We start from the raw sequence: 26,134 nt of genomic DNA on the forward strand, positions 1-26,134 counted from the left end.
TTGCGCTGGCAGGGCTTTTAGCTTGTCGCTGCGGCAGCCGGAGACGTTCGGCGTTCAGTGCAGATGCAACTGCAGCGTCCAGGGCGTCTTCTGCCAGGCCACGGCTTCGGTGCGCAGCAACTGGGCGGACTGGGGGTAGCTCCTGGTCCAGCCTTCCGGCACGGTCAGGTGAAAGACGCTGTCCGAGCGGTGCAGGCGCATGCCCTGCAGATCGGGATCGCGCCGGGCGTGGCACAGCTGCACGGCCAGGCGCAGCGCCAGCAATGGCCAGGCCACGGCCCGGTCCTCGATGGCAGCCTCGAGCTTGCGCAGCTTGCCCTGGTGGCCAAGCACCAGCTGGGTGATGCGTTCGCGCAGCTCCACGGGCCAGGTGGCGGCACTGCAGTGTTCGGTGATGTAGGCGCCGTGGCGGTGGTAGGCGCTCAGAGAGATGCGCATGCCGATCTCATGCAGGCTGGCAGCCGTGTCCAGTGCGTGCGTGGCCAGTGCATCGGGCGGCTGCTGCGCCTGCAGCGACTGCCAGGCCCAGCGTGCCACCTTGCGAACACGCAGTGCGTGGGATGCGTCAATGCCGAAGTCCTGTTGCAGCGCCGCGATCTCGGCGGCTTCGCGATCGGCAGGCGGCTCGTGTTCCAGCAGATCGTGCAGCACGCCCTGGCGCAGCGCGCCCTGTGCAACCTCCAGTTCGTCGATGCCCAGCAGGCCCAGGGCGGCCATCAGAATGCTCAGGCCGCCGGCGATGACGGCTCGCCGGTCTTCCTTGAGTCCAGCCAGGCGGATGCGGTCCACGTGACCGGCGTCCATCAACTGCTCATGCAGCCAGCGCAGGCTGTCGGGCGTGATCAGCCGCCCGGAGTAGCCGTTGGCCGCCAGGATGTCTCCCACGGCGTTGGCCGTGCCTGACGATGCATAGGCGCAGTCCCATGCGGTGGCTGGATAGGCCGATACGGTCTGGGTGAGTGCCGCCTGCGCCGCCTTGATGGCGGCCGAGAAGTGCGCGCGCGACAGCGTGCCCTCGCCAAAGAACTGCGTGCTCCAGGCCACGCTGCCTATGGGGTAGGAGGCCACCTGGCGCGCTTCGCCATGCTGGCCGATGATGACTTCGGTAGAGCGCCCGCCAATGTCCACCACCAGACGCCGTTGAGACGATGGCGGCAGCAGGCTGGAGACGCCGCGATAGATCAGCCGGGCCTCTTCCTCGCCCGAGATGACTTCGATGGGAAAGCCCAGCAGGGTGCTGCCTCGCGCGATGAAGACATCGCGGTTGCGGGCCTCGCGCAGGGTCTGTGTGGCCACGGCGCGGACCTGGTCGGCCGCAAAGCCGGCCAGCCGTTCACCAAAGCGTGCCAGGCAGTCCCAGCCGCGTTGCATGGCTTCGTCAGTCAGTTCATGGCGCTCGTTGAGCCCATTGCCCTGGCGCACGGTTTCCTTGAGGTATTCCACGCGCTCTATGCGCTGGTGGCTGCCGACGCGGCCTATTTCGAGGCGAAAGCTGTTGGACCCGAGGTCAACGGCAGCGAGCAGGGATTCTGGTGCCATGAAAGAAACGCCAATCAAGATTCGTCGAGCACGATTGCACAGCGATGTCCGAGGGGGCAGGGCTGCACCTGTCTGGTGCCTGCTCGTGCGACACACAAGACTAAGACGGAATTGTGACATCGCGATGACCGGGTTCTTACATGGGAAGGCCTGCTGTTTGTGACGCCTTTTTTCCATGTCACATCAATGTCACAAAGCCTTCTTACAGTCCAGCCATCGCATCTTTCAACCCCTAAGAGGTCTGTACATGAAGTTGTCTGTGATTCACATTCTGGTGGCTGGTGCTCTGTCGGCGGGCGGCGTGGGCCAGGCCCTGGCTCAGCAGGAAGCCACCGGCGCAGGCGCCAGCTTCCCGGCTCCGCTGTACTCCAAGTGGGCTGCGGACTACAACAAGGCCACCGGCGTGAAGATCAACTACCAGTCCGTGGGCTCCAGCGCCGGCATCAAGCAGATCGAAGCCAAGACCGTGGACTTCGGCGCCTCCGACGAGCCGCTCAAGGATGAAGAACTGGCCAAGAAGGGTCTGGTGCAATTTCCCACCGTGATCGGCGGCATCGTGCCCGTGGTCAACATCAAGGGCATCCAGCCCGGCCAGCTCAAGCTGACCGGCCAGGTGCTGGGCGACATCTACCTGGGCAAGATCAGCAAGTGGAATGACGAGGCCATCAAGGCCCTGAACCCGGGCGTGAACCTGCCTGACGCCACCATCGCTCCCGTGCGCCGCGCTGACGGCTCGGGCACCACCTTCGGCTTCACCAACTACCTGTCCAAGGTCAATGCCGAGTGGAAGGAAAAGGTTGGCGAAGGCAAGGCCGTGAACTGGCCCACGGGCGCAGGCGGCAAGGGCAACGAAGGCGTGGCCGCCTTCGTGGGTCGCCTGCCCAACTCCATCGGCTACGTCGAGTACGCCTACGTCAAGCAAAACAAGCTGACCTACACCCAGCTGCAGACCGCAGGCGGCACCTTCGTGTCCCCTGATGACGCCACCTTCAAGGCCGCTGCTGCCGGTGCCGATTGGGCCAAGAGCTTCTACCAGATCCTGACCAACCAGCCTGGCAAGGAGGCATGGCCCATCACCTCGGCCACCTTCATCATCATGCACAAGGCCCAGGACAAGCCTGCACAGGCCGCTGCCTCGCTGAAGTTCTTCGAGTGGGCCTACAAGTCCGGCGACAAGACCGCCACCGACCTGGACTACGTGCCCATGCCTGACGCCGTCAAGAACGTGATCTTCCAATCCTGGGGCCAGATCAAGGACACCTCCGGCACTGCCATTTCCCTGAAGTAAACCCTGAAAAGGGGGCCATGGCGCACCGCCGGCAGGTGCATCATGGCTCCCCTGATCCCTTCACAAACCGCGAATAAAGGCGCCTCACGTGTCCACAACGTCGCCCTCGAACTCGCTGGCCGCCTCTGCACAGGCTTCCCAGCGACGCACACCTTCTCCGCTACGCCCCCCGATGCTGTCGGGGCGCGTGGCGGATCGCTTGTTTGGCGCTCTCGCGCGTCTGGCCGCGCTGCTGACGCTGGGCCTGCTGCTGGCCATCCTGGCCTCGCTGCTGGTCGGTGCCTGGCCCGCCATCTATGAATACGGCCTGAGTTTCCTCGGCCGCAGTGTCTGGGACCCCGTTCGCAACGAATTCGGCGGCCTGGTCATGATCTACGGCACGCTGGCCACCTCGGCCATCGCATTGCTGATTGCGGTGCCCGTGAGCTTCGGCATCGCGCTGTTCCTCACCGAGCTGTCGCCGGCCTGGCTCAAGCGCCCGCTGGGCACGGCCGTGGAGCTGCTGGCCGCCGTGCCTTCCATCGTCTACGGCATGTGGGGCCTGATGGTGTTCGGCCCCGTGCTGTCCACCTATGTGCAGCAGCCCCTGCAAAAGCTGTTCCAGGGCGTTCCCTATCTGGAGGCCTTCGTGTCCGGCCCGCCGGTGGGCATCGGCATCCTGTCGGCCGGCATCATCCTGGCCATCATGATCATTCCCTTCATCGCCTCCGTGATGCGCGATGTGTTCGAGGTCACTCCGGCCCTGCTCAAGGAGTCCGCCTATGGCCTGGGTTCCACGACCTGGGAAGTGGTCTGGAAGGTAGTTCTGCCCTACACCAAGACCGGCGTGCTCGGCGGCGTGATGCTGGGCCTGGGCCGTGCATTGGGCGAGACCATGGCCGTGACCTTCGTGATCGGCAACATGAACCAGCTCAACTCGCTGTCGGTCTTCGAGGCTGCCAACAGCATCACCTCGGCCCTGGCCAACGAGTTCGCCGAAGCGGGCGAGGGCTTGCACCAGGCTTCGCTGATCTATCTGGGTCTGGTGCTGTTCTTCATCACCTTCGTGGTGCTGGCTTGCTCCAAGGTCCTGCTCAACCGCCTGCAAAAGAATGAAGGAGCACGCTCGTGAGCAGCACCTCCACCAAGATGATCAATGCCGCCGAGCTGTCGCGCGTGCGCCAGGCCAAGTATGCCCAGCGCAAGCGTGTGAACCAGGTGGCGCTGACCCTGTCCCTGGCTGCCATGACCTTCGGCGTGTTCTGGCTGATCTGGATTCTGTGGGAGACCATCACCCTGGGCATCGGCGGCCTGAGCCTGGCACTGTTCAGCGAGATGACGCCTCCGCCCAATGAGGCCGGTGGCATTGCCAACGCCATCTTCGGCTCGCTGATCATGGTGGCCCTGGCCACGTTCGTGGGCACGCCCATCGGCGTGATGGCCGGTGTCTACCTGGCCGAATACGATGCGCGTGGCTGGCTGGCCAATACCACACGCTTCGTCAACGACATCCTGCTGTCGGCGCCGTCCATCGTGATCGGCCTGTTCGTCTACACCGTGGTCGTGGCGCGCTTCAAGAGCTTTTCCGGCTATGCGGGCGTGGTGGCGCTGGCGCTGATCGTGATTCCCGTGGTCATCCGCACCACCGAGAACATGCTGGTGCTGGTGCCTGCCAGCCTGCGCGAAGCCGCCTACGCGCTGGGCACGCCCAAGTGGAAGGTCATCATCATGGTGACGCTGCGTGCAGCGCGCGCCGGCGTGATCACCGGCGTGCTGCTGGCCGTGGCCCGCATTGCCGGCGAGACCGCCCCGCTGCTGTTCACGGCGCTGAACAACCAGTTCTGGAATGCCGACCTGTCCAAGCCCATGGCCAGCCTGCCGGTGACCATCTTCAAGTTCGCGATGAGCCCTTACGAGAATTGGCAGCAACTGGCCTGGGCCGGTGTGTTCCTGATCACCGTGGCGGTGCTCGGTCTCAATATCCTGGCGCGTTTCCTGACACGCCAGAAGTAATGCAGCAACAAGCAATCAACCAGGACAAGGATTCCGCAATGACTGCGACCTCTTCCAGCGCGCTGACCTCTTCCAAGCTGACGGTGCGCGACCTGAACTTCTACTACGGCAAGTTCCACGCCTTGAAGGGCATCAACCTGGACATTCCCGAAAAGAAGGTCACGGCTTTCATCGGCCCGTCGGGCTGCGGCAAGTCCACGCTGCTGCGCACCTTCAACCGCATGTTCGAGCTGTATCCCGAGCAGCGCGCCGAAGGCCAGATCTTGCTGGACGGCGAGAACCTGCTGACCAGCAAGCAGGACGTGGCGCTGATCCGTGCCAAGGTCGGCATGGTGTTCCAGAAGCCCACGCCGTTTCCCATGTCCATCTACGACAACATCGCCTTCGGCGTGAAGCTGTTTGAAAACCTCAGCTCCTCCGACATGGACGACCGTGTGGAATGGGCACTGCGCAAGGCGGCCCTGTGGGGCGAGGTCAAGGACAAGCTGCAGCAAAGTGGCTCGGGCCTGTCCGGCGGCCAGCAGCAGCGCCTGTGCATTGCACGCGGCATTGCCATCAAGCCCGAAGTGCTGCTGCTCGACGAGCCCTGCTCGGCCCTGGACCCGATCTCCACGGCCAAGATCGAGGAGCTGATTGCCGAACTGAAGAACGACTACACCGTCGTCATCGTCACGCACAACATGCAGCAGGCGGCCCGCTGCAGCGACTACACGGCCTACATGTACCTGGGCGACCTGGTGGAATTCGGAGACACCGAGCAGATGTTCTTCAAGCCCCAGCGCAAGGAAACGGAAGACTACATCACCGGCCGCTTCGGCTGAGCAGGAGCCATCGATGACCGAAAAACACCTTTCCAGCCAGTTCGACAGCGAACTCAACCGCGTCTCGGCGCGCGTCATGGAACTCGGCGGCCTGGTCGAGTCCCAGATCCGCCAGGCCGTCTATGCGCTGTCGCGCTTCAGCATCGAGGCCGTGGAGCAGGTCGATGCCGCAGAAAAGCGCGTCAATGCCATGGAAGTGGAGATCGACCACGAACTGTCGTCCATCATTGCCCGACGCCAGCCCACGGCGCGCGATCTGCGCCTGCTGATCGCCTTCTCCAAGGCCACGGCCAACCTGGAGCGCATGGGCGACGAAGCGCACAAGATGGCGCGCATGGTCAAGTCCATCATCGAAAGCGGCGCCGCACGCTCCCTGCCCACGGGCGACCTGCGCACTGCGGCCGAGATGGCCTCGGGCCTGCTGCGCAAGACGCTGGACGCCTTTGCGCGGCTGGACACCAAGGCGGCCGTGGCCATCCTCAAGGAAGATGACCTGATCGACCAGGAGTTCGACGGCTTTGTGCGAAAGCTCATCACCTACATGATGGAAGACCCGCGCACCATCTCGGCCAGCCTGGACCTGCTGTTCCTGGCCAAGGCCATTGAGCGCATCGGTGACCACTCCAAGAATGTGGCCGAGCTGATCATCTATCTGGTGGAGGGCAAGGATGTCCGCCACCAGACCATGGATGCCATCGAGTCGGCAGTGCTGTAAGTGCCGGAGGCGAACAACGGATGAAGAAGATGCCCATGGTCCTTATCGTCGAGGACGAGCCCGCCATCGCGGAGCTGATCGCTGTCAACCTGCGGCACAACGGCTTCCAGCCGGTCTGGGCCGAGGACGGCGTGACCGCGCAGCGCGAGCTCGATGCCGTGCTGCCCGACGTGATCCTGCTCGACTGGATGCTGCCCGGTGCCAGCGGTCTGGCCCTGGCGCGCAAGTGGCGCGCCGACAGCCGCACCAAGGCCGTGCCCATCCTGATGCTCACGGCGCGCGGCGATGAGCCGGACAAGGTGGCGGGGCTCGATGCGGGTGCCGATGACTACATCACCAAGCCTTTCTCGACCCAGGAGCTGCTGGCGCGCATCCGTGCCGTGCTGCGGCGCCGCGCGCCCGAGCAGATCCAGGACAAGGTCAGCATCGGCGAGCTGGTGCTCGACGCCGCCGCGCACCGCGTGAGCTGGCAGGGCGACATGATCAAGGTGGGCCCCACCGAGTTCAAGCTGCTGCACTATCTGATGAAGCACCCCGAGCGTGTGCACAGCCGTGCCCAGTTGCTGGACAAGGTCTGGGGCGATCATGTCTTCATCGAGGAGCGCACGGTGGACGTCCACGTCAAGCGGCTGCGCGAGGCGCTGGGCATGGCCGGTGCATTGATCGAAACGGTGCGGGGCGCCGGCTACCGGCTCAGCGCGCAGGCGCTGGCCTGAGGCGGTCCTGCGTTCCAATGAATCCACGCATGGCCCCCGCAGGCCATGCCCGGGCGCCGCTGCCCCAGGCAGCGAATACAACGCAAAGAAGGCGCAAGTATGGGTTGGCGAGGTTTTCGCTTGTTGGCGTCCCAGATCGCGGGCGCATTGCTGGGATGGTGGCTGTGGGGCGCCATGGCGGCCTCCAGCCCTGGCATGGCGTCACAGGCCGTGGCGGCCCTGGCGGGTGCGTTGTGCGCGGGCTGGATCTGGTGGCTGGTGGACAGCTGGAACGCCATGCGCCTGCTGTCCTGGCTGCGCCAGTCGGAGCTGCGGGAGGCGCCTGAACTCAGCGGCATCTGGGGAGAAGCCAGCGTGCGCATGCGCCGCTGGCTGCGCCAGAGCGTGCAGCAGGTGCAGCAGGGCGACCAGCGGCTCAATGACATTCTTTCTGCCCTGCAGGCCAGTCCCAACGGCGTGGTCCTGCTGGATGCCGACGGCCGCATCGAATGGTGCAACCAGATCGCGGCGCGCCAGTTCGGCTTCGATGCCGAACGGGACCTGCTGCAAAGCATTGGCAACCTGGTGCGCGACCCCGAGTTCAGCGCCTATTTCGCCACCCAGGATTTCTCGCGCGATCTGGTCATGCAGGGCCGCGAAAGCACGGCCTCGCGCCCCGTCAAGCTGTCGGTGCAACTGTACGGCTATGGCGAAGGGCGCAAGCTGCTGCTGGCGCGCGATGTGACCGCGGTGGAGCAGGCCGAGGCCATGCGCCGTGACTTCGTGGCCAACGTCTCGCATGAAATCCGCACGCCGCTGACCGTGCTCGTGGGCTTTGTCGAGACGCTGCAGAACCTGCCGCTGGAGCCCGAGGAACGCAACCGCTACCTGGGCCTGATGGCCCAGCAGGCCGAGCGAATGCAGCATCTGGTGGAAGACCTGCTGGCGCTGTCGCGCCTGGAGGGCAGTCCGCTGCCCAGCAGCAACGAATGGGTGCCCGTGGCCCAGCTCATGCAGCGCTGCGAAAACGAGGCGCGCGGCCTGTCGTCCATGCTGACGCGCAAGCAATCCCTGCCGCATGCGCTGAGCTTTCCGTCGGCCGAGATGCTGGCGCAGGCCGGCGAGGTGGCTGGCGCCAGCGCCGAGCTGCAAAGCGCCTTCTCCAACCTGCTGGCCAACGCTATGCGCTACACACCGGCAGGCGGGCGCATCGACGTCACCTGGGAGACCTTGCCCGATGGATCGGCACGCTTTGCCGTGCAGGACTCCGGGCCAGGGATCGAGCCCAAGCACCTGGCACGCCTGACGGAACGCTTTTACCGCGTGGACCGCAGCCGTTCGCGCGATACCGGCGGCACGGGCCTGGGCCTGGCCATCGTCAAGCATGTGCTGCAGCGCCATGGTGCCAAGCTGGGCATCACCAGCGCGCCGGGCCAGGGATCGGAGTTTTCGGTGACCTTTCCGGCCAGCCGGGTGCGCATTCCTGCGCCCGAGGCCCGTGACAGCAGCGACAGCCGGGGCAGCCGCGCCGCATAGCGCGCTCTGACGGATGGCCGCTACCCGCTCAGCGGTTTGTGGCCTTGCGTACGACCGCGCTGAACACCACTGCGGTCACCAGCAGCGCACAGGCGCTGCCGGCCCAGAAGGGGGCGGGCGTGCCCGGGTGCAGCCAGGCGGGCAGGACGCTGTCCGTGCCATAGGCCAGCCAGTATCCGCCGGCCAGACCGCCACCCCATAGCAGCAGGCAATAGATGACCAGCGGCGCCACGGTGATGCGGTAGCAGCGCAGCACGAAGATGCAGAAAGTCTGGATGGCGTCCGCCACATGGTAGGCAGCCACCCAGGCCAGCAGGCTGGCGGTGATGGCCACCACCTCGGGGTTGCCGCTGTAGATGCGGGCCAGGCCCTCGCGGGAAAGCAACAGTGCACAGGCCAGCACCAACCCGCCCATTGCCGCCAATCGCCAGCCCATGGCGACCAGGCGCCGCGCCGTGACCTCGTCGCCGGCGCCGCGCCAGTAGCTGACCCGTGCGCTGGTGGCAATGGCCAGTGACAGAGGCACCATGTAGCACAGCGCCGCAAGGTTGGCGGCGATCTGGTGGCTGGCCGAGGCCAGCGTGCCCTGGCGCGCCACGAACAAGGCCATCAGCGTGAACGATGTCACCTCCACCAGAATCGCCAGTCCCGCAGGAATGCCCAGGCGCGCGAACTGCGCCAGCTGGGGCCAGTCCGGCGGCTCCATGCGCTGCCACAGCGCCAGCGGTGCGTACAGGCGTTGGCTGCGCATCAAAGACAAGGCCAGCGCGACCATGGCGTAGTTCACGATCAGCGTGGCCCAGGCGCAGCCTTCGGCGCCCAAGGCCGGCAGGCCGGCTCCGCCAAAGGCCAGCCAGATGGACAAAGGGATCTTGATCAGCAGCGACACCAGCTGCAGCCAGGTCACCAGCAAGGGGTGGCCCAGCGCCTGGTTGAGCGTGCTGTAGATGCGAAACAGCAGGGCGGCCGGCAGGCTCCAGGCCAGCACCGAGAGATAGGCCCGCACCTGCACCTGCAGCGGCAGCGGAACATCGGCCCAGCGCAGCAGTGCATCGGGAAACAGCAGCACGCCCATGCCCACGGCGCAGGCCGCCAGCAGCATGTACATGGCCTGCCGCAGCGTGCGGCCTATGACCTGGGGCTGTCCGGCGCCGCGGTGCTCGGCCCACAGCGGCAGCAGGGCCTGGAAAATGCCCATCAGCGAGACGTAGACGCTCACGAAGATGGCCGATCCCACGGACAGCGCCGCCAGCGCCTCTTCTGAATAGCGGCCCGCCACGATGGTGTCGGTCACGCCGAAGGCCATCACGGCCAGCTGCCCGGCCAGCACGGTCAAGGCATGCTGGGCAATGGTGCGTCGCTCAGCGCTCAGGGGGGCGTGCGCTGGCAGGTTCATGGCTTGACCTGGACGGGCCTCGCCTCAGGCCTGCGTTTCAAGACCAGAAGGAAGTCCTTGCGGTCGGTGGGGCGTACCACGCGGGCCACGGTCTCCCAGGTGGCCTGCAGACGTGCGCTGTGAGGATCCAGCCAGGTTTCTTCCTCGGCCACCATCCAGTCGCAGCGCGCGGCACCGGCCATGCTCAGGCGCTGGGTATCGATGTCACCGTAGTAGCGCAGCGCGGCAATGTGGGCGCGCGGCAGGCCATAGGTTTGAACGCAGCTGCCGTCCCTGGGCAGTTCGGCCAGTACCAGGCGCATCTGTGGCTCGAAGCTGCGCGCATGGTCCATCAGCGGCAGCCACAGCGTCATCAGCAGCAGCCAGGCCAGCGTGGCGCCACTGGCGGGCAGCACCAGGCTCTTCCAGATGGCCGCACGGTTGCGCGAGGTGCGCCAGGCCACGAGCACACACCAGGCCAGGGTGGCGGCCACCGCCACGGCGAAGGACAGCACCGAGAATTCCGGCGTGAACTGCGGGGCCAGCCTTGCCACATTGGCGGCGGGCTTGGCGGGAATGCCGGTCTGCAGCGAAAGCCAGATCACCCAGATGGCAATGGCCGCGGCGCTGAAGAACAGCAGGGTGAACCAGTCGATCAGGGCGCTGATGCTGCGGCGCAGCGTGGGCAGGGCAAAGGCCGCCAGCGTGGCGATGGCGGGCAGGCCCAGCAGCAGGGCGCGGTCTGCTGGCAGCGTGCTCAACGAAGCGATCACCGGAATGATGGCAAACCACAGCGGCAGCGCCAGATGGGGATAGCGCCGGGGCGTGGCGATCTGGCGACGCCAGACCCACAGCGTCCACAGTGCCAGCGGCCAGGCGGGCCAGCTGAACCACAGCAGCAGCCTGACCAGGCTTTGCCATTCCTTGGCAGTGCCGCTGTCCACCACGCGCCAGGCCCACTGGTCCAGCCACCAGGACAGTGCGGCCGCCAAGATCGTCACCGCCAGCCACAGCACGGTCCACAGGCGTGATGCGCGTGGGGCGGGCGTGGCTTCGTCGCCCCAGGTGCGCGAGAAGAAAGCCATGGAGGTACCGCCCAGGCCGAACAGCGTGGCCACGGTCGGCGCACCGCTCAGTGCCAGGCCGGGCAGGCCCAGCAGCAATGCCAGCGTGGCCGTGCGGCCGTGGTAGGGCATGGCGGCGGCGGCAAAGAACAGCAGGGCCGCGCAGCCCAGCTGGGTCATGTAGCTGGTGGTTTCGTGGGAGAGCTGGGCCAGGCCCAGGCAGGCCACCAGGGCCAGCAACCCTCCGTCGGCCATGGCGCGCGCATAGTCGGTAGGCTGGGCCTCACCGCCAAAGGCAAAGGCCACGGGGCGTGCGCCCGGTGTGCGCGCCAGGTAGTACACGCCCCACCAGGTGGCCGCCAGCGTGATCACCAGCATGGCGATGAAGGGCAGGCGTGCCGCCATCTCCGGGTGCAGCCAGGAAGGTGCTCCCTGCATGGCCAGCGCACCGAGCCAGTACGAGAGCAGGCCTTCGGATTCGGGCAGCAGCCCCGCCATGCGCGGTGCCAGCCAGGAGGTATGGCCCAGGGCCAGCTCCCGCATGTAGCCGAAGGCCTCCATGTCGGCCATGCGCCAGGGGCTGCGCCCCACATATCCGGGCACGACATAGGCCAGGCACAGCAGCAGCAGCGACCAGCGCGGCAGGCGGCGCACGGCGCTTTGGGCAACGATGGCAGGGGTGGGCTGGTTCACTCACAGGACTTTCTGCAACGGAGGGCGCAAGGATACGCGAAGCAAAGGCCTCGAAAAGAATGGGGCATGCCTGGCCGGCATGGATTGGCCGGACTGCGAAAAACAAAAGGGCAGCGCGGTTGCCCGTGCTGCCCTTCTGGCCGGAGAAGCAGGATTTACTTCTTGCCGAAACGGTTGCGGAAGCGCTCCACACGGCCGCCCATGTTGTCCACCGACTTTTGCGTGCCGGTGTAGAAGGGGTGCGACTCGGACGAGGTGTCCAGCTTGAACAGGGGGTAGTCCTTGCCTTCGAAGGTTTCGGTTTCCTTCGTGTTCACGCAGGAGCGGGTCACGAACTTGAAGCCGTTGGACAGGTCCACGAACAGCACTTCGCGGTAGTTGGGGTGGATGCCTTCTTTCATGATCTTTCCTTCTGATGCAAGTGCGGTAGCCGTGCCTGACCCGCTGCAACCTTTGTAGCGGTTCAAATCAAGCGTACTTTCCGCAAGAAAAAGCCCTGCATTATCGCATAGTGCTCAGTTCCGTGCCAAACCCGCAGGCCTGGGGCCCGTGTACGCCGCGCGCGGACGGATGATTTGCCGGGTGGCGCGCTGCTCCAGCGCCTGCGCCAGCCAGCCGGCGCAGCGGCCCAGCGCGAACAGGCCGAAGGCGCTGCCCGGCGGCAGCTGCAGATGCCGCCGCAGGGCCACCAGCGCGAAATCGACCGAAGGCGCCTGCCCCGTCAGCGCCATCACCTCCTTGGCCAGCATCGTTGCCGGGCCATGCGCCGGCAGCATGTCAAGCAGCAGGGCGGCACGCACGTCGCCATCTGGGTAGAGGTGGTGGCCGAAGCCGGGCAGGGATTCGCCGCGCGCCAGACGCTGGCGCAGGCGGGTGGCGATCTGCTGCTCGCCCACCTCGTCCCACAGCGCTTCCACGCGCGCGGTCGTGCCACCGTGGCGCCCGCCTGTCAAGGCGGCAAGGCCTCCCACCACGGCAGCGCGCAGGCTTGCGCCCGTGGAGGCCACGCAGCGCGCCGTAAAGCCTGATGCGTTGAGTTCATGGTCGGCGCACAGCACCAGGGCCACGCGCACGAGGTCCGCGCCTGGCGCATCCAGCTTCCAGGCCCGTGCGCACTGCAGATGGATGGCGGCCTTGTCCGGCACGGTGCCCAGCAGGCAGGCAGCCAGCAGGCGCAACAGCGCACCGCAGCCTGCCGCCAGCCGTTCGGGCGATTGCTGCCAGGCAGCGGTGGCCGTGTCATCGCTGGCGACGGTGAACAGGGGCAGCAATGTGTTTTCGCACGGTTGGCCTGCCATGCGCTGCTGCAGGTTGGACAGCAAAGGCGCGGCCTCCACGGCGTTTGCAGCGAAGGCTGCCTGGGTCGGGTATTGCCACAGGAGGGCGGCTGTCTCCTCCAGCGTGCGGGTTCGCGCCCAGTGAACGGCGTCCTCGCCCCGGTAGTACAGGCGGCCCTTTTCTATCAATGTGATCGTGGACTCCAGCACCGGCAGGCCCCAGCTGAGCGCGGCCTGCGCCACTTCGCGCGGCTTGCGGCCCAGGCCGCGCTGGCGTGCGAGCTGCTCGACCTCTTCGCGCAGGTAGCGGCTTTGGCGCGGCGTGTCTGCGGCGTGGGCCTGCAGCAGGCCTCGGCTGACATAGGCGTACAGCGTGGCACGGCTCACGCCCAGCAGCGCGGTGGCCTCGGTGGAGTTCAGGTAGTCGGGCATGGGTCGATCATATGTTGATTAATTGAATCAATATTGACAATATTTACCAGCAACCTATGGTACGAGCTCCAAGCCTTGTTTCAGCTGCCAGGAGTGCTCCATGTCCCGTCTCCCTTTTCCCTGCGCTTTCGACCATTGCACCGGCCAGATCTGGGAGGCGCTGGATGGTGATCCGGTGGCGCTCCAACGTCTGGAGCAGCGAGGTCGTGGGTCCTTGGCCTCCGTGTTCCCGGTCTCCGATCTGGCGGCCGCCAGCCTGGGCGTGGCAGGCCTTTGCCTATCCGAGTTGATCGCGCAGCTCGACGCTGCAGCGCCGCGTGTGGTGGTGGATCGCAGGCTTGCCTCCTTGTGGTTTGGCCATAGCCTGCATCCGCAGGGCTGGGAGATGCCCGCGCTGTGGGATTCCGTGGCCGGCGACTACCGCACGGCGGACGGCTGGATTCGCCTGCATACCAATGCGCCCCATCACCGTGCAGCGGCACTGGCCGTTCTGGATGCGCCCGCCGAACGCGAGGCCGTGGCTGCCGCGGTCGAGCGCTGGGCAGCACAAGAACTGGAGTCGGCCGTTGTGGCGCAAGGCGGCTGTGCCGCAGCCATGCGCGGGCTGTCTGAATGGGCCGCGCACCCGCAGGGTCGCGCAGTGCAGCGGGAGCCCTTGCTGGCGTGGCAGATGCATCCACATCCGCATCCGCATCCGCAATCGAGCCGGCATGCGGGTGCCTGGCAGCCATCGGCCAGACGGCCGCTGCAGGGGCTGCGCGTGCTGGACCTGACGCGCATTCTGGCCGGCCCCGCTGCCACGCGATGGCTGGCGGGTCACGGCGCCGAGGTGTTGCGCATCGATCCGCCGGGCTGGGAGGAGCCCGGCACGGTGCCCGAGGTCACGCTGGGCAAGCGCTGTGCCCGGCTGGATCTGCGGGCGCCACAGCATCGTGCCGTGTTCGAGCAACTGCTGGCCGGGGCCGATGTGCTGGTCCATGGCTACCGGGACGGCGCGCTGGAAGGCCTGGGATTCGGTGCCGCGTGGCGTCGGCAGGTGAATCCTTCGCTCATCGACGTGTCGCTCAATGCCTATGGCTGGAGCGGGCCCTGGCAGCAGCGGCGCGGTTTCGACAGTCTGGTGCAGATGAGCGCCGGCATTGCCGATGCGGGCATGCGTCAGCTGGGCCGCGACCGGCCCACGCCGTTGCCGCTGCAGGCGTTGGATCATGCAACGGGTTATCTGATGGCGGCCGCCGTGGTGATGGCGCTGGTGCGGCGCAGCCAGGGGCTGGGTGGCAGCACGGTGCAAGCCTCGCTGGCGCGCACGGCCCATCTCCTGGCGGGGCAGGGCGTCGGTGATCCGGACTCCTGCACGCTGGCGCCGGTGGACGGTTGTGCGGATTTCGGCGCGGCCGTCGAGGCCACTTCCTGGGGGCCCGCGCGGCGCCTGCGGGCGCCGGTGGAGGTGGCGGGCGCCCCCATGCACTGGGAGCGTGCGGCTTGCGCCCTGGGTACGGCTGCCGCTGCATGGTGAGTTGAATGCAAAACGCCCCGCGTGAGCGAGGCGTTCGCAGGTGCCGTGGGCTGGATCTCTGAGATCAGCCGCCGCGGCGCATCATGTCGAAGAAGTCCACGTTGGTCTTGGTGGCCCGCATGTTCTTGATCATCAGCTCCATGGCCTCGATCTCGTCCATGTTGTACATGAACTGGCGCAGGATGCGGGTCTTCTGCAGGATCTCGGGAGCCAGCAGCAGTTCTTCGCGGCGCGTGCCGCTCTTGTTGAGTTCGATGGCGGGGAACACGCGCTTTTCGTAGAGGCGGCGGTTCAGGGCCAGTTCGCTGTTGCCCGTGCCCTTGAACTCTTCGAAGATCACTTCGTCCATGCGGCTGCCGGTATCGACCAGGGCCGTGGCGATGATGGTCAGCGAGCCGCCTTCTTCCACATTGCGCGCCGCGCCGAAAAAGCGCTTGGGGCGCTGCAGCGCGTTGGAGTCCACGCCGCCCGACAGCACCTTGCCCGACGAGGGCACGACGTTGTTGTAGGCGCGGGCCAGGCGGGTGATGGAGTCCAGCAGGATGACCACGTCCTTCTTGAGTTCGACCAGGCGCTTGGCGCGCTCGATCACCATCTCGGCCACGTGCACGTGGCGCGTGGCGGGCTCGTCGAAGGTGGAGGCGATGATCTCGCCCTTGACCGAACGCTGCATCTCGGTCACTTCCTCGGGGCGCTCATCGACCAGCAGCACCATCAGGTGAACGTCGGGATGGTTGGCCGTGATGGCGTGGGCGATGCTCTGCATCATCATGGTCTTGCCGCTCTTGGGCGGCGCGACGATCAGCGCGCGCTGGCCGCGGCCGATGGGGGCGATGATGTCGATGATGCGGCCGGTGATGTTCTCCTCGCCCTTGATCTCGCGCTCCAGGCGCAGCTGCTGGGTGGGGAACAGGGGGGTCAGATTCTCGAACAGCACCTTGTGCTTGTTCTGCTCGGGCGAGCCGCCATTGACGGAGTCGAGCTTGGTCAGGGCAAAGTAGCGCTCGCCATCCTTGGGTGTGCGCACTTCGCCTTCGATCATGTCGCCGGTGTGCAGGTTGAAGCGGCGGACCTGGCTGGGCGAGATGTAGATGTCGTCGGTGCTGGCCGTGTAGCTGGTGTCGGGGCTGCGCAGGAAGCCGAAACCATCCGGCAGGATTTCCAGCACGCCGTCGGCGAACACTTGTTCCCCGGCCTTGGCGCGCTTTTTGATGATGGCGAACATCAACTCTTGCTTGCGCATGCGACCGACGTTTTCGATCTCAAGCGCTTCGGCCTGCTTCAGGACTTCAGACACGTGCAGTGCCTTGAGTTCATTAAGGTGCATGGAGAGACTCCAGAACGGAGTGGAAAGAAACCAGGGGGAGGCGTTGAGCCAAGCGAAACACTGTGGAAGTGGGCTGGCTTGCCTGAGGGTCTCAGCGCGGCCTTCGATGCATAAGGCCGGTGATGAAGGGCATTATGACAGGAAAAAATCCGCAGGTCATAGGGAAATTTGCGCTGGCGCAGGGTTTGTGCGCCAGTGCGATGCGGTGCAGCGGTCAGCGCCGGGCCGCATGTTTGGCTGCCCCGGTGTAGGGGCAGTCAGAAGAATCAGGCCAGGTGCTGGTCCAGGAAAGCAGACAGCTGTGCCTTGTTGAGGGCGCCGACCTTGGTGGCAGCCAGCTGGCCGTCCTTGAACAGCATCAGCGTGGGGATGCCGCGGATTCCGAACTTGGCCGGGATCTCGCGGTTCTCGTCCACATTCATCTTGGCGATGGACAGCTTGTCCTTGTAGGTCTGGGCTGCTTCGTCGAGGATGGGGGCGATCATCTTGCAGGGACCGCACCATTCGGCCCAGTAATCGACCAGCACCGTGGAGCCGGGTTGCAAGACGTCAGCTTCAAAGCTTGCGTCGGAGATGTGTTTGATCAGTTCGCTGGCCATGGGTGATGTCCTTGATTTTTCGCAATGAGGAAGGCGCAGGAAAATCCGCACCGCGAAATGATTGTGACAGAAACCTATCACCTGCTGCACCGTATGGGCGGTAGCTGGATGCTATGACTGTCATAGCTGTTTACGGGGCGGCAGCAGGGTTGCGGGGTCATCGGGAATTAGTGGCGCCTGCGCGCAGGCCGGCCTGCGGCAGGGTATTCTGCGCGCCCGCGCTGCAGGCATATGAGTCTGCCGGCAGCGCAAAGTTGAATGCGAGCTTGGAATGGGAACTGATGTGATGGATGCTTTTGAACACAGCGCGGCGGCGCGCACGATGTACTGCGATGTGGCGGTGATCGGCGCCGGGCCTGCGGGCCTGATGGCGGCCGAAGGGCTGGCCGGCAAGGGGCTGACTGTCCATGTGTTCGAGGCCAAGTCCTCCGCAGGACGCAAGTTCCTCATGGCCGGCAAGGGCGGGCTCAACCTGACCCATTCCGAAAACCTGCCCGCCTTTGTCTCCCGCTATGGCGAGCGCAGTGCCGAGGTCTCGCGCTGGCTGGAGCTGCTGCCCCCGGATCAGCTGCGTGCCTGGGCCGGCGAGCTGGGCGTGGAAACCTTTGTGGGCAGTTCGGGCCGCGTATTCCCCAAGGACATGAAGGCTGCGCCCTTGCTGCGTGCCTGGCTGGTGCGTCTGCAGACCCAGGGCGTGGTCCTGCACACGCGCCACCGCTGGCTGGGTTGGCGGGATGGCGATGCGCTGGGCTTTGATACCCCCGAAGGGCGGCTGCAGGTGCACGCGAAGGCCGTGGTGCTGGCGCTGGGCGGCGGCAGCTGGGCGCGGCTGGGCTCGGATGGCGCCTGGATGCCCTGGCTGGAGCAGCGCGGCGTGGAAGTCGCTGCGTTGAAGCCCTCCAACTGCGGGTTCGATGTGGGCCTGGGCGGTGCGGCGCCGGGCGGGCAGATCGATCGCCGGGAATTCATGGCCGAGCTGCTGGGGGCCAGCCCCCAGCCTGCGCGCGGCTGGAGCCCCTATTTCACCGAGCGCTTTGCCGGCCAGCCTTTCAAGTCGGTGGCGCTGTCCTTTGATGATGGCCAGGGCAACGTTTTCTCGCGCAAGGGCGAATTCGTGGCCACGACCACGGGCGTGGAGGGCAGCCTGGTCTATGCCGTCTCTGCCGCGCTGCGCGAAGTCATTGCGCGCGACGGGCATGCCACCGTCCATCTCGACCTGCTGCCCCAGTTGACACCCGAGCGCGTGCTGGCGGAGGTGCGCCATCCGCGTGGCTCACGCAGCCTGGCCAGCCATCTGAAGGGGCGCCTGGGCCTGGACGGCATCAAGGCCGCCGTGCTGCATGAGGTGCTGGGCAAGGACGGCGTGGCCGATCCCGCGCGGCTGGCCCAGGCCATCAAGGCCCTGCCCATCACCGTGGTGGCGGCCCGGCCCATCGATGAGGCCATCAGCACCGCAGGTGGCGTGCGGCTGCAGGCGCTGGATGCCAATGGCATGTGCGTGGCTGCGCCCGGCGTTTTCTGTGCCGGCGAAATGCTGGACTGGGAGGCTCCCACGGGTGGCTACCTGCTGACGGCATGCATGGCCAGCGGCGTGCACGCGGCACAGGGCGTTGCCCGCTATCTGAAGGTGGATGGCGAGACGCGTTGAGGAGAGAAGGGCCGCTGCGGGCGTGGACGGGGCAGGCGCCCGCAGGGCCTGCTGTTCAATGGAAGGTGACGAGCCTTGCCCTCGGCACTGGTTTCACGGTTAGGGCTGCTTGGTTCCCCACCTGACCCGGTTGGCCGCTTCCCCATGCGAGGAGGCCCGTCACTCCCGATTATAGGGGCAAACACCGGGCTGCCCGGGCGACAAGGCCGGCCAAACCCGGGGCGCACCGGGCGAGGGTGCTCAGCCCCGTAGAATCGCGGGATGTCTTATCTTGTGCTGGCCCGCAAATACCGCCCCCGCAATTTCTCCGAAATGGTGGGGCAGGAGCATGTCGTTCAGGCGCTCACCAATGCCCTGACGCAGCAGCGCCTGCACCATGCCTATCTGTTCACCGGCACGCGCGGCGTGGGCAAGACCACGGTCTCGCGCATTCTGGCCAAGTCGCTCAACTGCCAGGGCGCCGATGGCCAGGGCGGCATCACGGCAACGCCCTGCGGCGTCTGTGCGGCCTGTACCGAAATCGACAGCGGCCGCTTTCCCGATTACACCGAGCTGGACGCCGCCTCCAACCGCGGGGTGGACGAGGTGCAAAGCCTGCTGGAGCAGGCCGTCTACAAGCCGGTGCAGGGACGCTTCAAGGTCTTCATGATCGACGAAGTGCACATGCTCACGAACACGGCCTTCAACGCCATGCTCAAGACGCTGGAAGAGCCACCCGAGTACCTGAAGTTCGTGCTGGCCACCACCGATCCGCAGAAGGTGCCCGTGACCGTGCTCAGCCGCTGCCTGCAGTTCAACCTGCGGCCCATGGCGCCCGAGACCGTGCTGGAGCATCTGGGCCAGGTGCTTGGCCAGGAAGGCGTGGCTTCCGAACCCCAGGCCCTGCGCCTGCTGTCTCGCGCCGCGCGCGGCTCCATGCGCGATGCGCTGTCGCTGACCGACCAGGCCATTGCCTTTGGCAGCGGCCAGCTGCAGGAGTCCATGGTGCGCCAGATGCTGGGCAGCGTGGACCGCAGCCATGTGTTCCGCCTGATCGAGGCACTCGCCCAGGCCGATGGCCAGGTGGTGGTGGAAACCTCCGAGGCGCTGCGCCGCAATGGCCTGTCTGCAGCCTCCACGCTGGAGGAGATGTGCGCCGTGCTGCAGCGCATGGCCGTGGCGCAGGCTGTGCCGCAGATGGCCGCCGACGCCAGCGATCCGGAGGCCGCAGAGATCGCCCGCCTTGCGGTGCTGATGCCGCGCGACGAAACCCAGCTGCTCTACAGCATCTGCCTGCATGGTCGGGCCGAACTGGGCCTGGCACCCGACGAGTACGCGGCGCTGACCATGGCGCTGCTGCGGCTGCTGGCGTTCAAGCCGCAATCTGCAGAGCCCGCCCCGGGCGCGGCTGAAAAAAAAACTCCAGCGCTGACCCCCTCCACGGCGAAGCCTGAATCTCCCGCGCCCGTTGCGCAGACGCGGCCCGCACAGCCCGCTGTGCCCGAGGCCCCCGCTGTCCCAGTCAAGGCGGCCATGCCCGTCCCGGTCGCGCCTCCTGCTCCTGTCGCGCCTGTCGTATCTCCCGTGACCGCTGCGCCCGCCGTGGTCGCTCCCGTGGTGCAAGCCGTTGCGGCTCCAGCGCCTGTTCAGGCGCCCGTGGCCGTGGCCGCAGTTGCCAGGCCGGAACCTGTGCTTGCGCCTGTCCAGGAGGCCAGGCCTTCCGCTGCTCCAGAGCTGAAGCCGGCCGCCGGTGTCGCCCAAGAGCCCCTGGACGAGCCTGTGGATGAGCCTGTGGATGAGCCCGTGGACGATGTGCAGGAAGACGCAGACTCTTCTGCCGATGAGGCGCCGCAGGTGCAGGATGCCGATGCGCCGGACGAGGGTGCCTGGGCCGGGATGCCCGATGAGGGCTGGGCCGACGAAGGCCGCTGGAGCGATGACGGAGATCTGGCCCTGGAGCCGCCTGCCGCTGCCGTGGCACGGCAGTCCGAACCGCAGATCGACACTCAGATCGATGTGCAGGATTTCGCTCCCGAACGTGGCCGCCAGTCCCCGGATGCGCCTCCCGCGCCGACCGTGGAGCGCACGGCCGAGGGCGATGTCTGGCACGCTGCCGTCCAGCAACTGGTGCAGGCCGAGGCCGTCACTGCGCTGGCGCGCCAGCTGGCGCTGCAGTCGCAGCTGGTGGCGCGCGAGGGCGATACTTGGACGCTGCGTGTGGAAAGCAGCTCGCTGGCCCAGCCCGCCACGCGCGAGCGCCTGCGTGCGGCGCTGGAGGCTGCCGGCCTGGCCCGGCAACTGCATGTCGAGCAGGGCGCCGTGGTGGATAGCCCCGCGCGGCGCAATGCGGTGGCCAGCCATGAGCGCCAGCGCATTGCCGAAGACATCGTGATGAATCATTCTTTGGTGCAGACCCTGATCCGCAGCCATGGCGCGAAAATCGTGCCTGGCAGTATCAAGCCCGTATCCATTCAGCCCTGACACGCTCTAGAGCGTTTCGTTTTTACCCTACAGAAGAAGGAACTCACATGTTCAACAAAGGACAACTGGCCGGCCTGATGAAGCAAGCCCAGGCCATGCAGGACAACCTCAAGAAGGCCCAGGATGAACTGGGCAACATCGAGGTGGAAGGCGAGTCCGGCGCGGGCCTGGTGAAGGTGGTCATGACCTGCAAGCACGACGTCAAGCGCATCACCATCGACCCCAGCCTGCTGGCCGAAGACAAGGACATGCTGGAAGACCTGGTGGCTGCCGCCTTCAACGCTGCCGTGCGCAAGGCAGAAGAAACCTCCAACGAAAAGATGGGCAAGCTCACGGCCGGCATGCCCGGCCTGCCGGGCGGCATGAAGTTCCCTTTCTGAGGCTGGCCCCGAGAGGTTGTGCCGAACAGCCGGGAGAGGCCGTGACGGTTTCCCCAGCCACTCAATTGCGTTGAGCGGCCATCGAGCGATCTGCCCTTGCAGGTCGCTTTTTTTCTGAGAATCTTCTTCATTGAAAGGAAGCCGCCATGTCGGATGTGCAATCGCTCGATGGTCTGATCGAAGCCCTGCGCAGGCTCCCGGGCGTGGGCATCAAGTCTGCGCAGCGCATGGCCTTTCACCTGCTGCAGCGCGACCAGGACGGCGCGCGGCAGCTGGCCCGTGCCCTGACCACGGCCGTGGAGTCGGTAAGCCATTGCGAGCGCTGCCATACCTTCACCGAAGGCCGCATCTGCTCCATCTGCCAGGACGAAGGGCGCGACGCGGCCCGGCTGTGCGTGGTGGAGGCGCCTGCCGACATGGGGGCCATGGAACGCACGGGGGCCTACAACGGCTACTACTACGTGCTGATGGGGCGGCTGTCTCCGCTCGACGGCATAGGTCCGCGCGACCTGAATCTGTCATCCCTGCTGGAGCGCGCCGGCGACGGCAAGGTGCAGGAGGTGATCCTGGCCACCAGTTTCACGGCCGAGGGCGAGGCAACGGCCCATGCGATCAGCGAGGCGCTGAAAGCGCGCGGCATCCATGTGACGCGGCTGGCGCGCGGCGTGCCCATCGGCAGCGAACTCGAGTACGTGGACCTGGGTACGATCGCCCATGCGCTGGTGGATCGCCGGTAGTGGTGGAGGCGGCCAGCATTCCTTGTCTTTTCATCAGGAGCCCGTATGCCGACCTCTGTCGTCCTGCCGCCCGGCGGTTTTTCCCTTGCCCATTGGTGCCTGCTGGTGGTGGCCCTGCTGCCGCTGGCCTGCGCCTACATCGCCAAGGCGCCCGGAATGAAGCACCGGCCGGGGCAGCGCGGCTTCGACAACCACGACCCCCGCGCCTGGCTCGCCCAGCAGACCGGCTACCAGGCGCGGGCGAATGCGGCGCAGGCCAACAGTTTCGAGTGCCTGCCGTTCTTCATTGGCGCCTTGCTGGTTGCCTGGCAACTGGGCGCGCCAGCGGCGCGGGTCGATGGCCTTGCCGTGGCCTTCGTGGTGTTGCGCATCGCCTACATAGCCTTCTATGTGATGGACCGCGCCACGCTGCGCAGTCTGGCCTGGGCCCTGGCCCTGGTGGTGAATCTGCTGCTGTTTTTCGCAGGCTACCGCTGAGGCCTGCGGCCGCATCCGGCGCCCTCGTCCCGCGCAGGGCCTGCACCACAGGCCCTGCGGTGTTTCACGTACGGGCAAGCACCGATGCTGCGTATGCGGGCTCTGGGCATGATCGTGTTGCACTGCAGCAAAATAACCATCATGTCTTCCCACGTGCTTGATCGCCGAACCTTGTTGAGCCTTCTGGGGCTGGCTCCTCTTTGGTCGCTCCCTGTGCTCGGCTCGGCCGAGCTGCTGACGATTGCCGTGGGCGGCCAGGGCCTGCTGTACTACCTGCCGCTGGTGATTGCGCAGCAGCTGGGTTATTTCGAGGCCGAAGGCCTGGCCGTGCGCATTGAGGACTATCCAGGCGGATCGCAGTCGCTGCAGGCCCTGGAGTCGGGCGCCGCCGATGTCTGCGCGGGCGCCTATGAACACACGCTTCTTGCCCAGCAGCGCGGCAGCCAGCTGCGGGCCTTCGTCGTGCAGGGGCGTGCACCCCAGATCGCGCTGGGCGTGGCTGCGCGCTGGATGCCGCGCTACCAGACGCTGGCCGATCTGCGCGGGCGGCGCGTGGGTGTTTCCTCGCTGGGCGCATCCACGGCCCGGGCCATGCAGCTGATGCTGCTGGGCGATGGCCTGGATCCCGCTGCGGTGCAACTGGTGGGCGTGGGCTCGGGGCCCGATGCCATGGAGGCGCTGCGCACCGGGCGTGTGCATGCGCTGTGCCATGCGGACCCGCTGATGAGCGTGCTGGAGGACAAGGGCGCCGTGCGCATCGTGCGGGACCTGCGTGATCTGCGCAGCAGCGCGCAGTTGTACGGCGGCTCCATGCCCTCGGGCACGCTGTATGCGACACAGGCCTTCTTGCGCAGGAACCCGGCCAAGGCCCAGGCGCTCAGCAACGCCATGGTGCGCTCGCTCAAGTGGCTGCAGACTGCCGCGCCCATGGATGTGCTGCGGGCCGTGCCTGCGCCCTATCTGCTGGGCTCCCGGCGCGCCTATCTGTCGGCCTTCGAGCACATGCGCACCACGATTTCGCCCGATGGGATGATGCCCGATGACGGGCCCGCCACGGCCCTGCGTGCGCTGGTCCGGCTCGACCCTGCGCTGGCGCGCGGCGGCATTGACCTGGAGCGCTCGTACACCAACGAATTCGTGCGCCAGTCCCGCCAGCGCTTTCACACCTGAGCCCGGCGGCCGCACGCAAAAAAGCCCGCGAAAGCGGGCTCCGTGAAGCGGGTGCCAGAGGGATTCCTCAGCGCTTTTTCACCTTGGATGGCTTGCCTCCGCGCTGTGCCGTGGTGACGGCCGTCTTGGCGTTGCGGTTTTGCGGCTGAACGGCCACCTTGCGTGCGGTTCCCGTGGACTTGGCTGCGCGGGCGTTGCCGCCGCTGCTGGCGCGTACCGGCAGATAGGCCACCAGCGACTGGCCTGCATGCAGCGTGGCCGAGGACTTCAGGTCATTCCAGTCCGCCAGGTTGGACACGCTGACGCCGTAGCGGTTGGCCACGCTGATCAGCGTGTCGCGCTTGCGTGCCTTGATGGTGGTGCGGCGCGTGATGATCTCGGGGGCAAAGCTGATCTGGCCGTTGTCGGCCACGTGGCCGGCCACGTCGGCACGCACGTTGGCGCCGCGCGGCACCATGAGCGCGGAGCCGGCCTTGATCAGCATGCGCGGCGGAATGTTGTTGAGGGCGCGCAGGTCGGACTCGCCCAGGCCCACGCGCTGGGCTGCCTCGGCCACGCTGATGGTGGAGGGCACGGTCCAGACGGTCCAGCTCGCGTACTGGCCTTCGTCGAAGGCCTGCATGTTGCGGCGAAACACCTTGGCGTTGTCCCAGGGCAGCAGGATCTCCGGCGTGCCGGCCGCAAAGATCACCGGCTTGCGAAAGCTGGGATTCAGCGCCTTGAAGTCCTCGGTCGATACGTCGGCCAGCTTGGCCACCAGTTCCACGTCGATGTCGCGGGTGATGGTGACGGTCTGGAAGTAGGGGTGGTTTTCGATCACCGGCAGCTCGGTGTTGAACGCATCGGGGTTGGCCACGATGTTCTTGACGGCCTGCAGCTTGGGCACGTACATGCGGGTCTCGGCCGGCATCTGCAGGTCGGTGTAGCCCGTGGGCAGCCCCAGCTTCTCGTTGCGCTTGATGGCGCGGCCCACGCTGCCTTCGCCCCAGTTGTACGCGGCCAGGGCCAGGTGCCAGTCGCCGAACATGTCATAGAGCTTTTGCAGGTAGTCCAGCGCGGCGCGCGTGGAGGCCAGCACGTCGCGGCGGTCGTCGCGGAAGGCGTTCTGCTTGAGGTCGAAATAGGTGCCGGTGGCCGGCATGAACTGCCACATGCCGGCCGCCTTGGCGGTGGAGACGGCCTGCGGGTTGAAGGCGCTCTCGATATAGGGCAGCAGCGCCAGCTCGGTGGGCATGTTGCGCCGCTCCAGTTCCTCGACGATGTGGAACAGGTATTTGCTGGAGCGCTCGGTCATGCGCTGTATGTAGTCGGGACGGCTGGCGTACCACTGCTCGCGGTCCTTGACCAGATCCTGGTCCAGGTCGGGCATGGCAAAGCCCTGGCGTATGCGTACCCACAGATCGCCCGTGGTCTCCAGCGAGGCCACGTCGCCGTTGCTGGCACTGCCTGTGCCCAGCGGGCTCAGCGGCCCTTTGGGATACATGGGGGAGTGGGGTGCGGGGCTGGGGGAGGTATCCGTCGTGCCGGCCAAGTCCGGGCCGCTGGTGGTGGCGCAGCCGGCAAGAACCAGCAGGCTGCCCAGCAGCAGGGTGTGTAGCAGTTTCATCAGAAGACGTTTTTCCATTGGCGCAGGCCGGCCAGCACGCTGGCAGGGTCCTGCTGTCTCACCTGTGCGTCGAAGCCTGCGGCGGCCGCGGCCACCGCGGATTCGCGCGTTCTCAGAAAGGGATTGATGGAGCGCTCGGTCTCCATCAGGGATGGCAGCGTGGGCCGACCGGCCTCGCGCAACGCCTGACAATGCCGCTGGTAGTGAGCCAGGGTTTCGTTGTTTGGTTCCACGGCCTGGGCAAAGCGCAGGTTGGACATTGTGTACTCATGTGCGCAGCACACCAGTGTATTGCCCGGCAGCGAGGCCAGATCGTCCAGCGATTGCTGCATCTGCTGCGCAGTGCCCTCGAACAGGCGGCCGCATCCCCCGGAAAACAGCGTGTCGCCGCAAAACAGCACGGGCTGTGCCTGTGCCGCCGTGCTGTAGAAGGCAATGTGGCCGCTGGTATGGCCTGGCACATCGATGACCTGCCAGGGGCCGCCCAGCGCCTGCACGGCATCGCCTCCCTGCACGCGCTGAACGGGTTCGGGCAACTGCTCGTAGGCAGGACCCCAGACCTGGGCGCCCGTGGCCTGGTGCAGCTGGGCCACGCCACCGACATGATCGGCATGGTGGTGGGTGACTAAAATGCCCTGCAGCTGCAGGCCCAGCCGGTGCAACGTGGCGAGCACGGGCGCTGCATCGCCGGGATCGACGACCAGGGCCTGCCCGGCGTCATGCAGCAGCCAGATGTAGTTGTCGGAAAAAGCAGGAATGGGCAACAGGTTCATGAGCAGCAAAATTA

At 66.3% G+C, this 26,134-nt stretch carries 23 protein-coding genes and 1 other RNA gene; 14 read left to right on the top strand and 10 right to left on the bottom strand.

From position 1 onward, the window contains the following. Positions 1–54: 54 nt before the first annotated feature. Positions 55–1,539: a Ppx/GppA phosphatase family protein gene (locus G4D77_RS25600; RefSeq protein WP_046238476.1), complete on the bottom strand. Its 1,485-nt coding sequence runs from the start codon at positions 1,537–1,539 to the stop codon at positions 55–57. A gap of 247 nt (positions 1,540–1,786) precedes the next feature. On the opposite strand from G4D77_RS25600, the gene pstS reads away from it, so the two are divergent. From pstS to phoR, 7 genes are all read left to right on the top strand, one after another. Continuing rightward, on the top strand, positions 1,787–2,827 hold the full coding sequence (gene pstS / locus G4D77_RS25605) for a phosphate ABC transporter substrate-binding protein PstS (protein ID WP_016447462.1): 1,041 nt from the start codon (positions 1,787–1,789) through the stop codon (positions 2,825–2,827). A gap of 172 nt (positions 2,828–2,999) precedes the next feature. After that, positions 3,000–3,938 (top strand): phosphate ABC transporter permease subunit PstC, encoded by a 939-nt coding sequence (pstC, locus tag G4D77_RS25610; protein ID WP_016447461.1) that lies wholly within the window; start codon positions 3,000–3,002, stop codon positions 3,936–3,938. A gap of 17 nt (positions 3,939–3,955) precedes the next feature. Then, positions 3,956–4,819 (top strand): phosphate ABC transporter permease PstA, encoded by an 864-nt coding sequence (gene pstA, locus G4D77_RS25615; protein ID WP_046984528.1) that lies wholly within the window; start codon positions 3,956–3,958, stop codon positions 4,817–4,819. Positions 4,820–4,857: 38 nt separating this feature from the next. Next, positions 4,858–5,640, top strand: a complete 783-nt coding sequence (pstB, locus tag G4D77_RS25620) for a phosphate ABC transporter ATP-binding protein PstB (RefSeq protein WP_016447459.1) — start codon at positions 4,858–4,860, stop codon at positions 5,638–5,640. 13 nt (positions 5,641–5,653) lie between these two features. Beyond that, on the top strand, positions 5,654–6,355 hold the full coding sequence (gene phoU, locus G4D77_RS25625; RefSeq protein ID WP_016447458.1) for a phosphate signaling complex protein PhoU: 702 nt from the start codon (positions 5,654–5,656) through the stop codon (positions 6,353–6,355). 20 nt (positions 6,356–6,375) lie between these two features. Then, positions 6,376–7,071 (top strand): phosphate regulon transcriptional regulator PhoB, encoded by a 696-nt coding sequence (gene phoB, locus G4D77_RS25630; RefSeq protein WP_016447457.1) that lies wholly within the window; start codon positions 6,376–6,378, stop codon positions 7,069–7,071. A 120-nt stretch (positions 7,072–7,191) separates the two neighbouring features. Beyond that, complete coding sequence (phoR, locus tag G4D77_RS25635; protein WP_016447456.1) at positions 7,192–8,586, top strand: phosphate regulon sensor histidine kinase PhoR; 1,395 nt, start codon at positions 7,192–7,194, stop codon at positions 8,584–8,586. A gap of 28 nt (positions 8,587–8,614) precedes the next feature. On the opposite strand, the gene G4D77_RS25640 is transcribed toward phoR, so the two are convergent. From G4D77_RS25640 to G4D77_RS25655, 4 genes are all read right to left on the bottom strand, one after another. Then, positions 8,615–9,982 carry an MATE family efflux transporter gene (locus G4D77_RS25640; RefSeq protein WP_154833859.1) on the bottom strand — a complete coding sequence of 456 codons (1,368 nt, stop codon included), beginning with the start codon at positions 9,980–9,982 and terminating at the stop codon, positions 8,615–8,617. Further along, positions 9,979–11,718 (bottom strand): glycosyltransferase family protein, encoded by a 1,740-nt coding sequence (locus G4D77_RS25645; RefSeq protein ID WP_047326736.1) that lies wholly within the window; start codon positions 11,716–11,718, stop codon positions 9,979–9,981. The genes G4D77_RS25640 and G4D77_RS25645 overlap by 4 nt, the downstream gene beginning before the upstream one ends. Positions 11,719–11,873: 155 nt before the next feature. Beyond that, positions 11,874–12,119 carry a type B 50S ribosomal protein L31 gene (locus tag G4D77_RS25650; RefSeq protein WP_012206708.1) on the bottom strand — a complete coding sequence of 82 codons (246 nt, stop codon included), beginning with the start codon at positions 12,117–12,119 and terminating at the stop codon, positions 11,874–11,876. 114 nt (positions 12,120–12,233) lie between these two features. Beyond that, complete coding sequence (locus tag G4D77_RS25655; protein ID WP_154833860.1) at positions 12,234–13,427, bottom strand: citrate synthase family protein; 1,194 nt, start codon at positions 13,425–13,427, stop codon at positions 12,234–12,236. A gap of 100 nt (positions 13,428–13,527) precedes the next feature. On the opposite strand from G4D77_RS25655, the gene G4D77_RS25660 reads away from it, so the two are divergent. After that, complete coding sequence (locus G4D77_RS25660; protein WP_154833861.1) at positions 13,528–14,943, top strand: CoA transferase; 1,416 nt, start codon at positions 13,528–13,530, stop codon at positions 14,941–14,943. A gap of 64 nt (positions 14,944–15,007) precedes the next feature. On the opposite strand, the gene rho is transcribed toward G4D77_RS25660, so the two are convergent. Both rho and trxA read right to left on the bottom strand, forming a co-directional pair. After that, positions 15,008–16,270, bottom strand: a complete 1,263-nt coding sequence (rho, locus tag G4D77_RS25665) for a transcription termination factor Rho (protein WP_016447451.1) — start codon at positions 16,268–16,270, stop codon at positions 15,008–15,010. 266 nt (positions 16,271–16,536) lie between these two features. Further along, positions 16,537–16,869, bottom strand: coding sequence for a thioredoxin TrxA (trxA, locus tag G4D77_RS25670; protein WP_016447450.1), 333 nt, complete (start codon positions 16,867–16,869; stop codon positions 16,537–16,539). 271 nt (positions 16,870–17,140) lie between these two features. Between trxA and G4D77_RS25675 the strand changes: the two genes are divergently transcribed. Beyond that, a complete protein-coding gene (locus G4D77_RS25675) occupies positions 17,141–18,517 on the top strand; it encodes a TIGR03862 family flavoprotein (RefSeq protein ID WP_154833862.1) in 1,377 nt (458 codons plus the stop codon). Between the two features lie 64 nt (positions 18,518–18,581). On the opposite strand, the gene ffs is transcribed toward G4D77_RS25675, so the two are convergent. Continuing rightward, positions 18,582–18,678, bottom strand: an RNA gene (gene ffs, locus G4D77_RS25680) — signal recognition particle sRNA small type. Between the two features lie 100 nt (positions 18,679–18,778). On the opposite strand from ffs, the gene dnaX reads away from it, so the two are divergent. The 5 genes from dnaX to G4D77_RS25705 all read left to right on the top strand — a co-directional run bounded on the left by dnaX (position 18,779) and on the right by G4D77_RS25705 (position 23,741). Then, positions 18,779–20,977, top strand: coding sequence for a DNA polymerase III subunit gamma/tau (gene dnaX / locus G4D77_RS25685; protein WP_154833863.1), 2,199 nt, complete (start codon positions 18,779–18,781; stop codon positions 20,975–20,977). Positions 20,978–21,024: 47 nt separating this feature from the next. Beyond that, the gene (locus tag G4D77_RS25690; RefSeq protein ID WP_012206701.1) at positions 21,025–21,357 is read left to right on the top strand and encodes a YbaB/EbfC family nucleoid-associated protein; all 333 of its coding nucleotides are present in this window, start codon (positions 21,025–21,027) and stop codon (positions 21,355–21,357) included. Between the two features lie 146 nt (positions 21,358–21,503). After that, positions 21,504–22,094 (top strand): recombination mediator RecR, encoded by a 591-nt coding sequence (recR, locus tag G4D77_RS25695; RefSeq protein WP_017404532.1) that lies wholly within the window; start codon positions 21,504–21,506, stop codon positions 22,092–22,094. A 45-nt stretch (positions 22,095–22,139) separates the two neighbouring features. Beyond that, complete coding sequence (locus tag G4D77_RS25700; protein ID WP_046239288.1) at positions 22,140–22,571, top strand: MAPEG family protein; 432 nt, start codon at positions 22,140–22,142, stop codon at positions 22,569–22,571. A gap of 84 nt (positions 22,572–22,655) precedes the next feature. Further along, positions 22,656–23,741 (top strand): ABC transporter substrate-binding protein, encoded by a 1,086-nt coding sequence (locus G4D77_RS25705; protein WP_016447445.1) that lies wholly within the window; start codon positions 22,656–22,658, stop codon positions 23,739–23,741. A 67-nt stretch (positions 23,742–23,808) separates the two neighbouring features. On the opposite strand, the gene G4D77_RS25710 is transcribed toward G4D77_RS25705, so the two are convergent. Together G4D77_RS25710 and gloB are read right to left on the bottom strand one after the other, a co-directional pair. Beyond that, positions 23,809–25,347: a transglycosylase SLT domain-containing protein gene (locus G4D77_RS25710; RefSeq protein WP_154833864.1), complete on the bottom strand. Its 1,539-nt coding sequence runs from the start codon at positions 25,345–25,347 to the stop codon at positions 23,809–23,811. Beyond that, a complete protein-coding gene (gene gloB / locus G4D77_RS25715) occupies positions 25,347–26,120 on the bottom strand; it encodes a hydroxyacylglutathione hydrolase (protein ID WP_016447443.1) in 774 nt (257 codons plus the stop codon). Before gloB ends, G4D77_RS25710 begins: the two co-directional genes overlap by 1 nt. Positions 26,121–26,134: the final 14 nt, after the last annotated feature.

Source organism: Delftia sp. WY8 (assembly GCF_018437695.1).
Taxonomy (GTDB): Bacteria; Pseudomonadota; Gammaproteobacteria; order Burkholderiales; family Burkholderiaceae_C; genus Comamonas; species Comamonas tsuruhatensis.

Bases quoted from the DNA above. Each gene is read 5' to 3' on its own strand.
- G4D77_RS25640 (WP_154833859.1), bottom strand. From the start codon at position 9,982: ATGAACCTGCCAGCGCACGCCCCCCTGAGCGCTGAGCGACGCACCATT.
- pstC (WP_016447461.1), top strand. From the start codon at position 3,000: ATGCTGTCGGGGCGCGTGGCGGATCGCTTGTTTGGCGCTCTCGCGCGT.
- G4D77_RS25675 (WP_154833862.1), top strand. From the start codon at position 17,141: ATGGGAACTGATGTGATGGATGCTTTTGAACACAGCGCGGCGGCGCGC.
- rho (WP_016447451.1), bottom strand. From the start codon at position 16,270: ATGCACCTTAATGAACTCAAGGCACTGCACGTGTCTGAAGTCCTGAAG.
- gloB (WP_016447443.1), bottom strand. From the start codon at position 26,120: ATGAACCTGTTGCCCATTCCTGCTTTTTCCGACAACTACATCTGGCTG.
- G4D77_RS25705 (WP_016447445.1), top strand. From the start codon at position 22,656: ATGCTGCGTATGCGGGCTCTGGGCATGATCGTGTTGCACTGCAGCAAA.
- phoB (WP_016447457.1), top strand. From the start codon at position 6,376: ATGAAGAAGATGCCCATGGTCCTTATCGTCGAGGACGAGCCCGCCATC.
- G4D77_RS25600 (WP_046238476.1), bottom strand. From the start codon at position 1,539: ATGGCACCAGAATCCCTGCTCGCTGCCGTTGACCTCGGGTCCAACAGC.
- G4D77_RS25655 (WP_154833860.1), bottom strand. From the start codon at position 13,427: ATGCCCGACTACCTGAACTCCACCGAGGCCACCGCGCTGCTGGGCGTG.
- pstS (WP_016447462.1), top strand. From the start codon at position 1,787: ATGAAGTTGTCTGTGATTCACATTCTGGTGGCTGGTGCTCTGTCGGCG.
- dnaX (WP_154833863.1), top strand. From the start codon at position 18,779: ATGTCTTATCTTGTGCTGGCCCGCAAATACCGCCCCCGCAATTTCTCC.
- pstB (WP_016447459.1), top strand. From the start codon at position 4,858: ATGACTGCGACCTCTTCCAGCGCGCTGACCTCTTCCAAGCTGACGGTG.
- recR (WP_017404532.1), top strand. From the start codon at position 21,504: ATGTCGGATGTGCAATCGCTCGATGGTCTGATCGAAGCCCTGCGCAGG.
- phoU (WP_016447458.1), top strand. From the start codon at position 5,654: ATGACCGAAAAACACCTTTCCAGCCAGTTCGACAGCGAACTCAACCGC.
- G4D77_RS25690 (WP_012206701.1), top strand. From the start codon at position 21,025: ATGTTCAACAAAGGACAACTGGCCGGCCTGATGAAGCAAGCCCAGGCC.
- G4D77_RS25710 (WP_154833864.1), bottom strand. From the start codon at position 25,347: ATGAAACTGCTACACACCCTGCTGCTGGGCAGCCTGCTGGTTCTTGCC.
- G4D77_RS25650 (WP_012206708.1), bottom strand. From the start codon at position 12,119: ATGAAAGAAGGCATCCACCCCAACTACCGCGAAGTGCTGTTCGTGGAC.
- G4D77_RS25700 (WP_046239288.1), top strand. From the start codon at position 22,140: ATGCCGACCTCTGTCGTCCTGCCGCCCGGCGGTTTTTCCCTTGCCCAT.
- trxA (WP_016447450.1), bottom strand. From the start codon at position 16,869: ATGGCCAGCGAACTGATCAAACACATCTCCGACGCAAGCTTTGAAGCT.
- pstA (WP_046984528.1), top strand. From the start codon at position 3,956: ATGATCAATGCCGCCGAGCTGTCGCGCGTGCGCCAGGCCAAGTATGCC.
- G4D77_RS25660 (WP_154833861.1), top strand. From the start codon at position 13,528: ATGTCCCGTCTCCCTTTTCCCTGCGCTTTCGACCATTGCACCGGCCAG.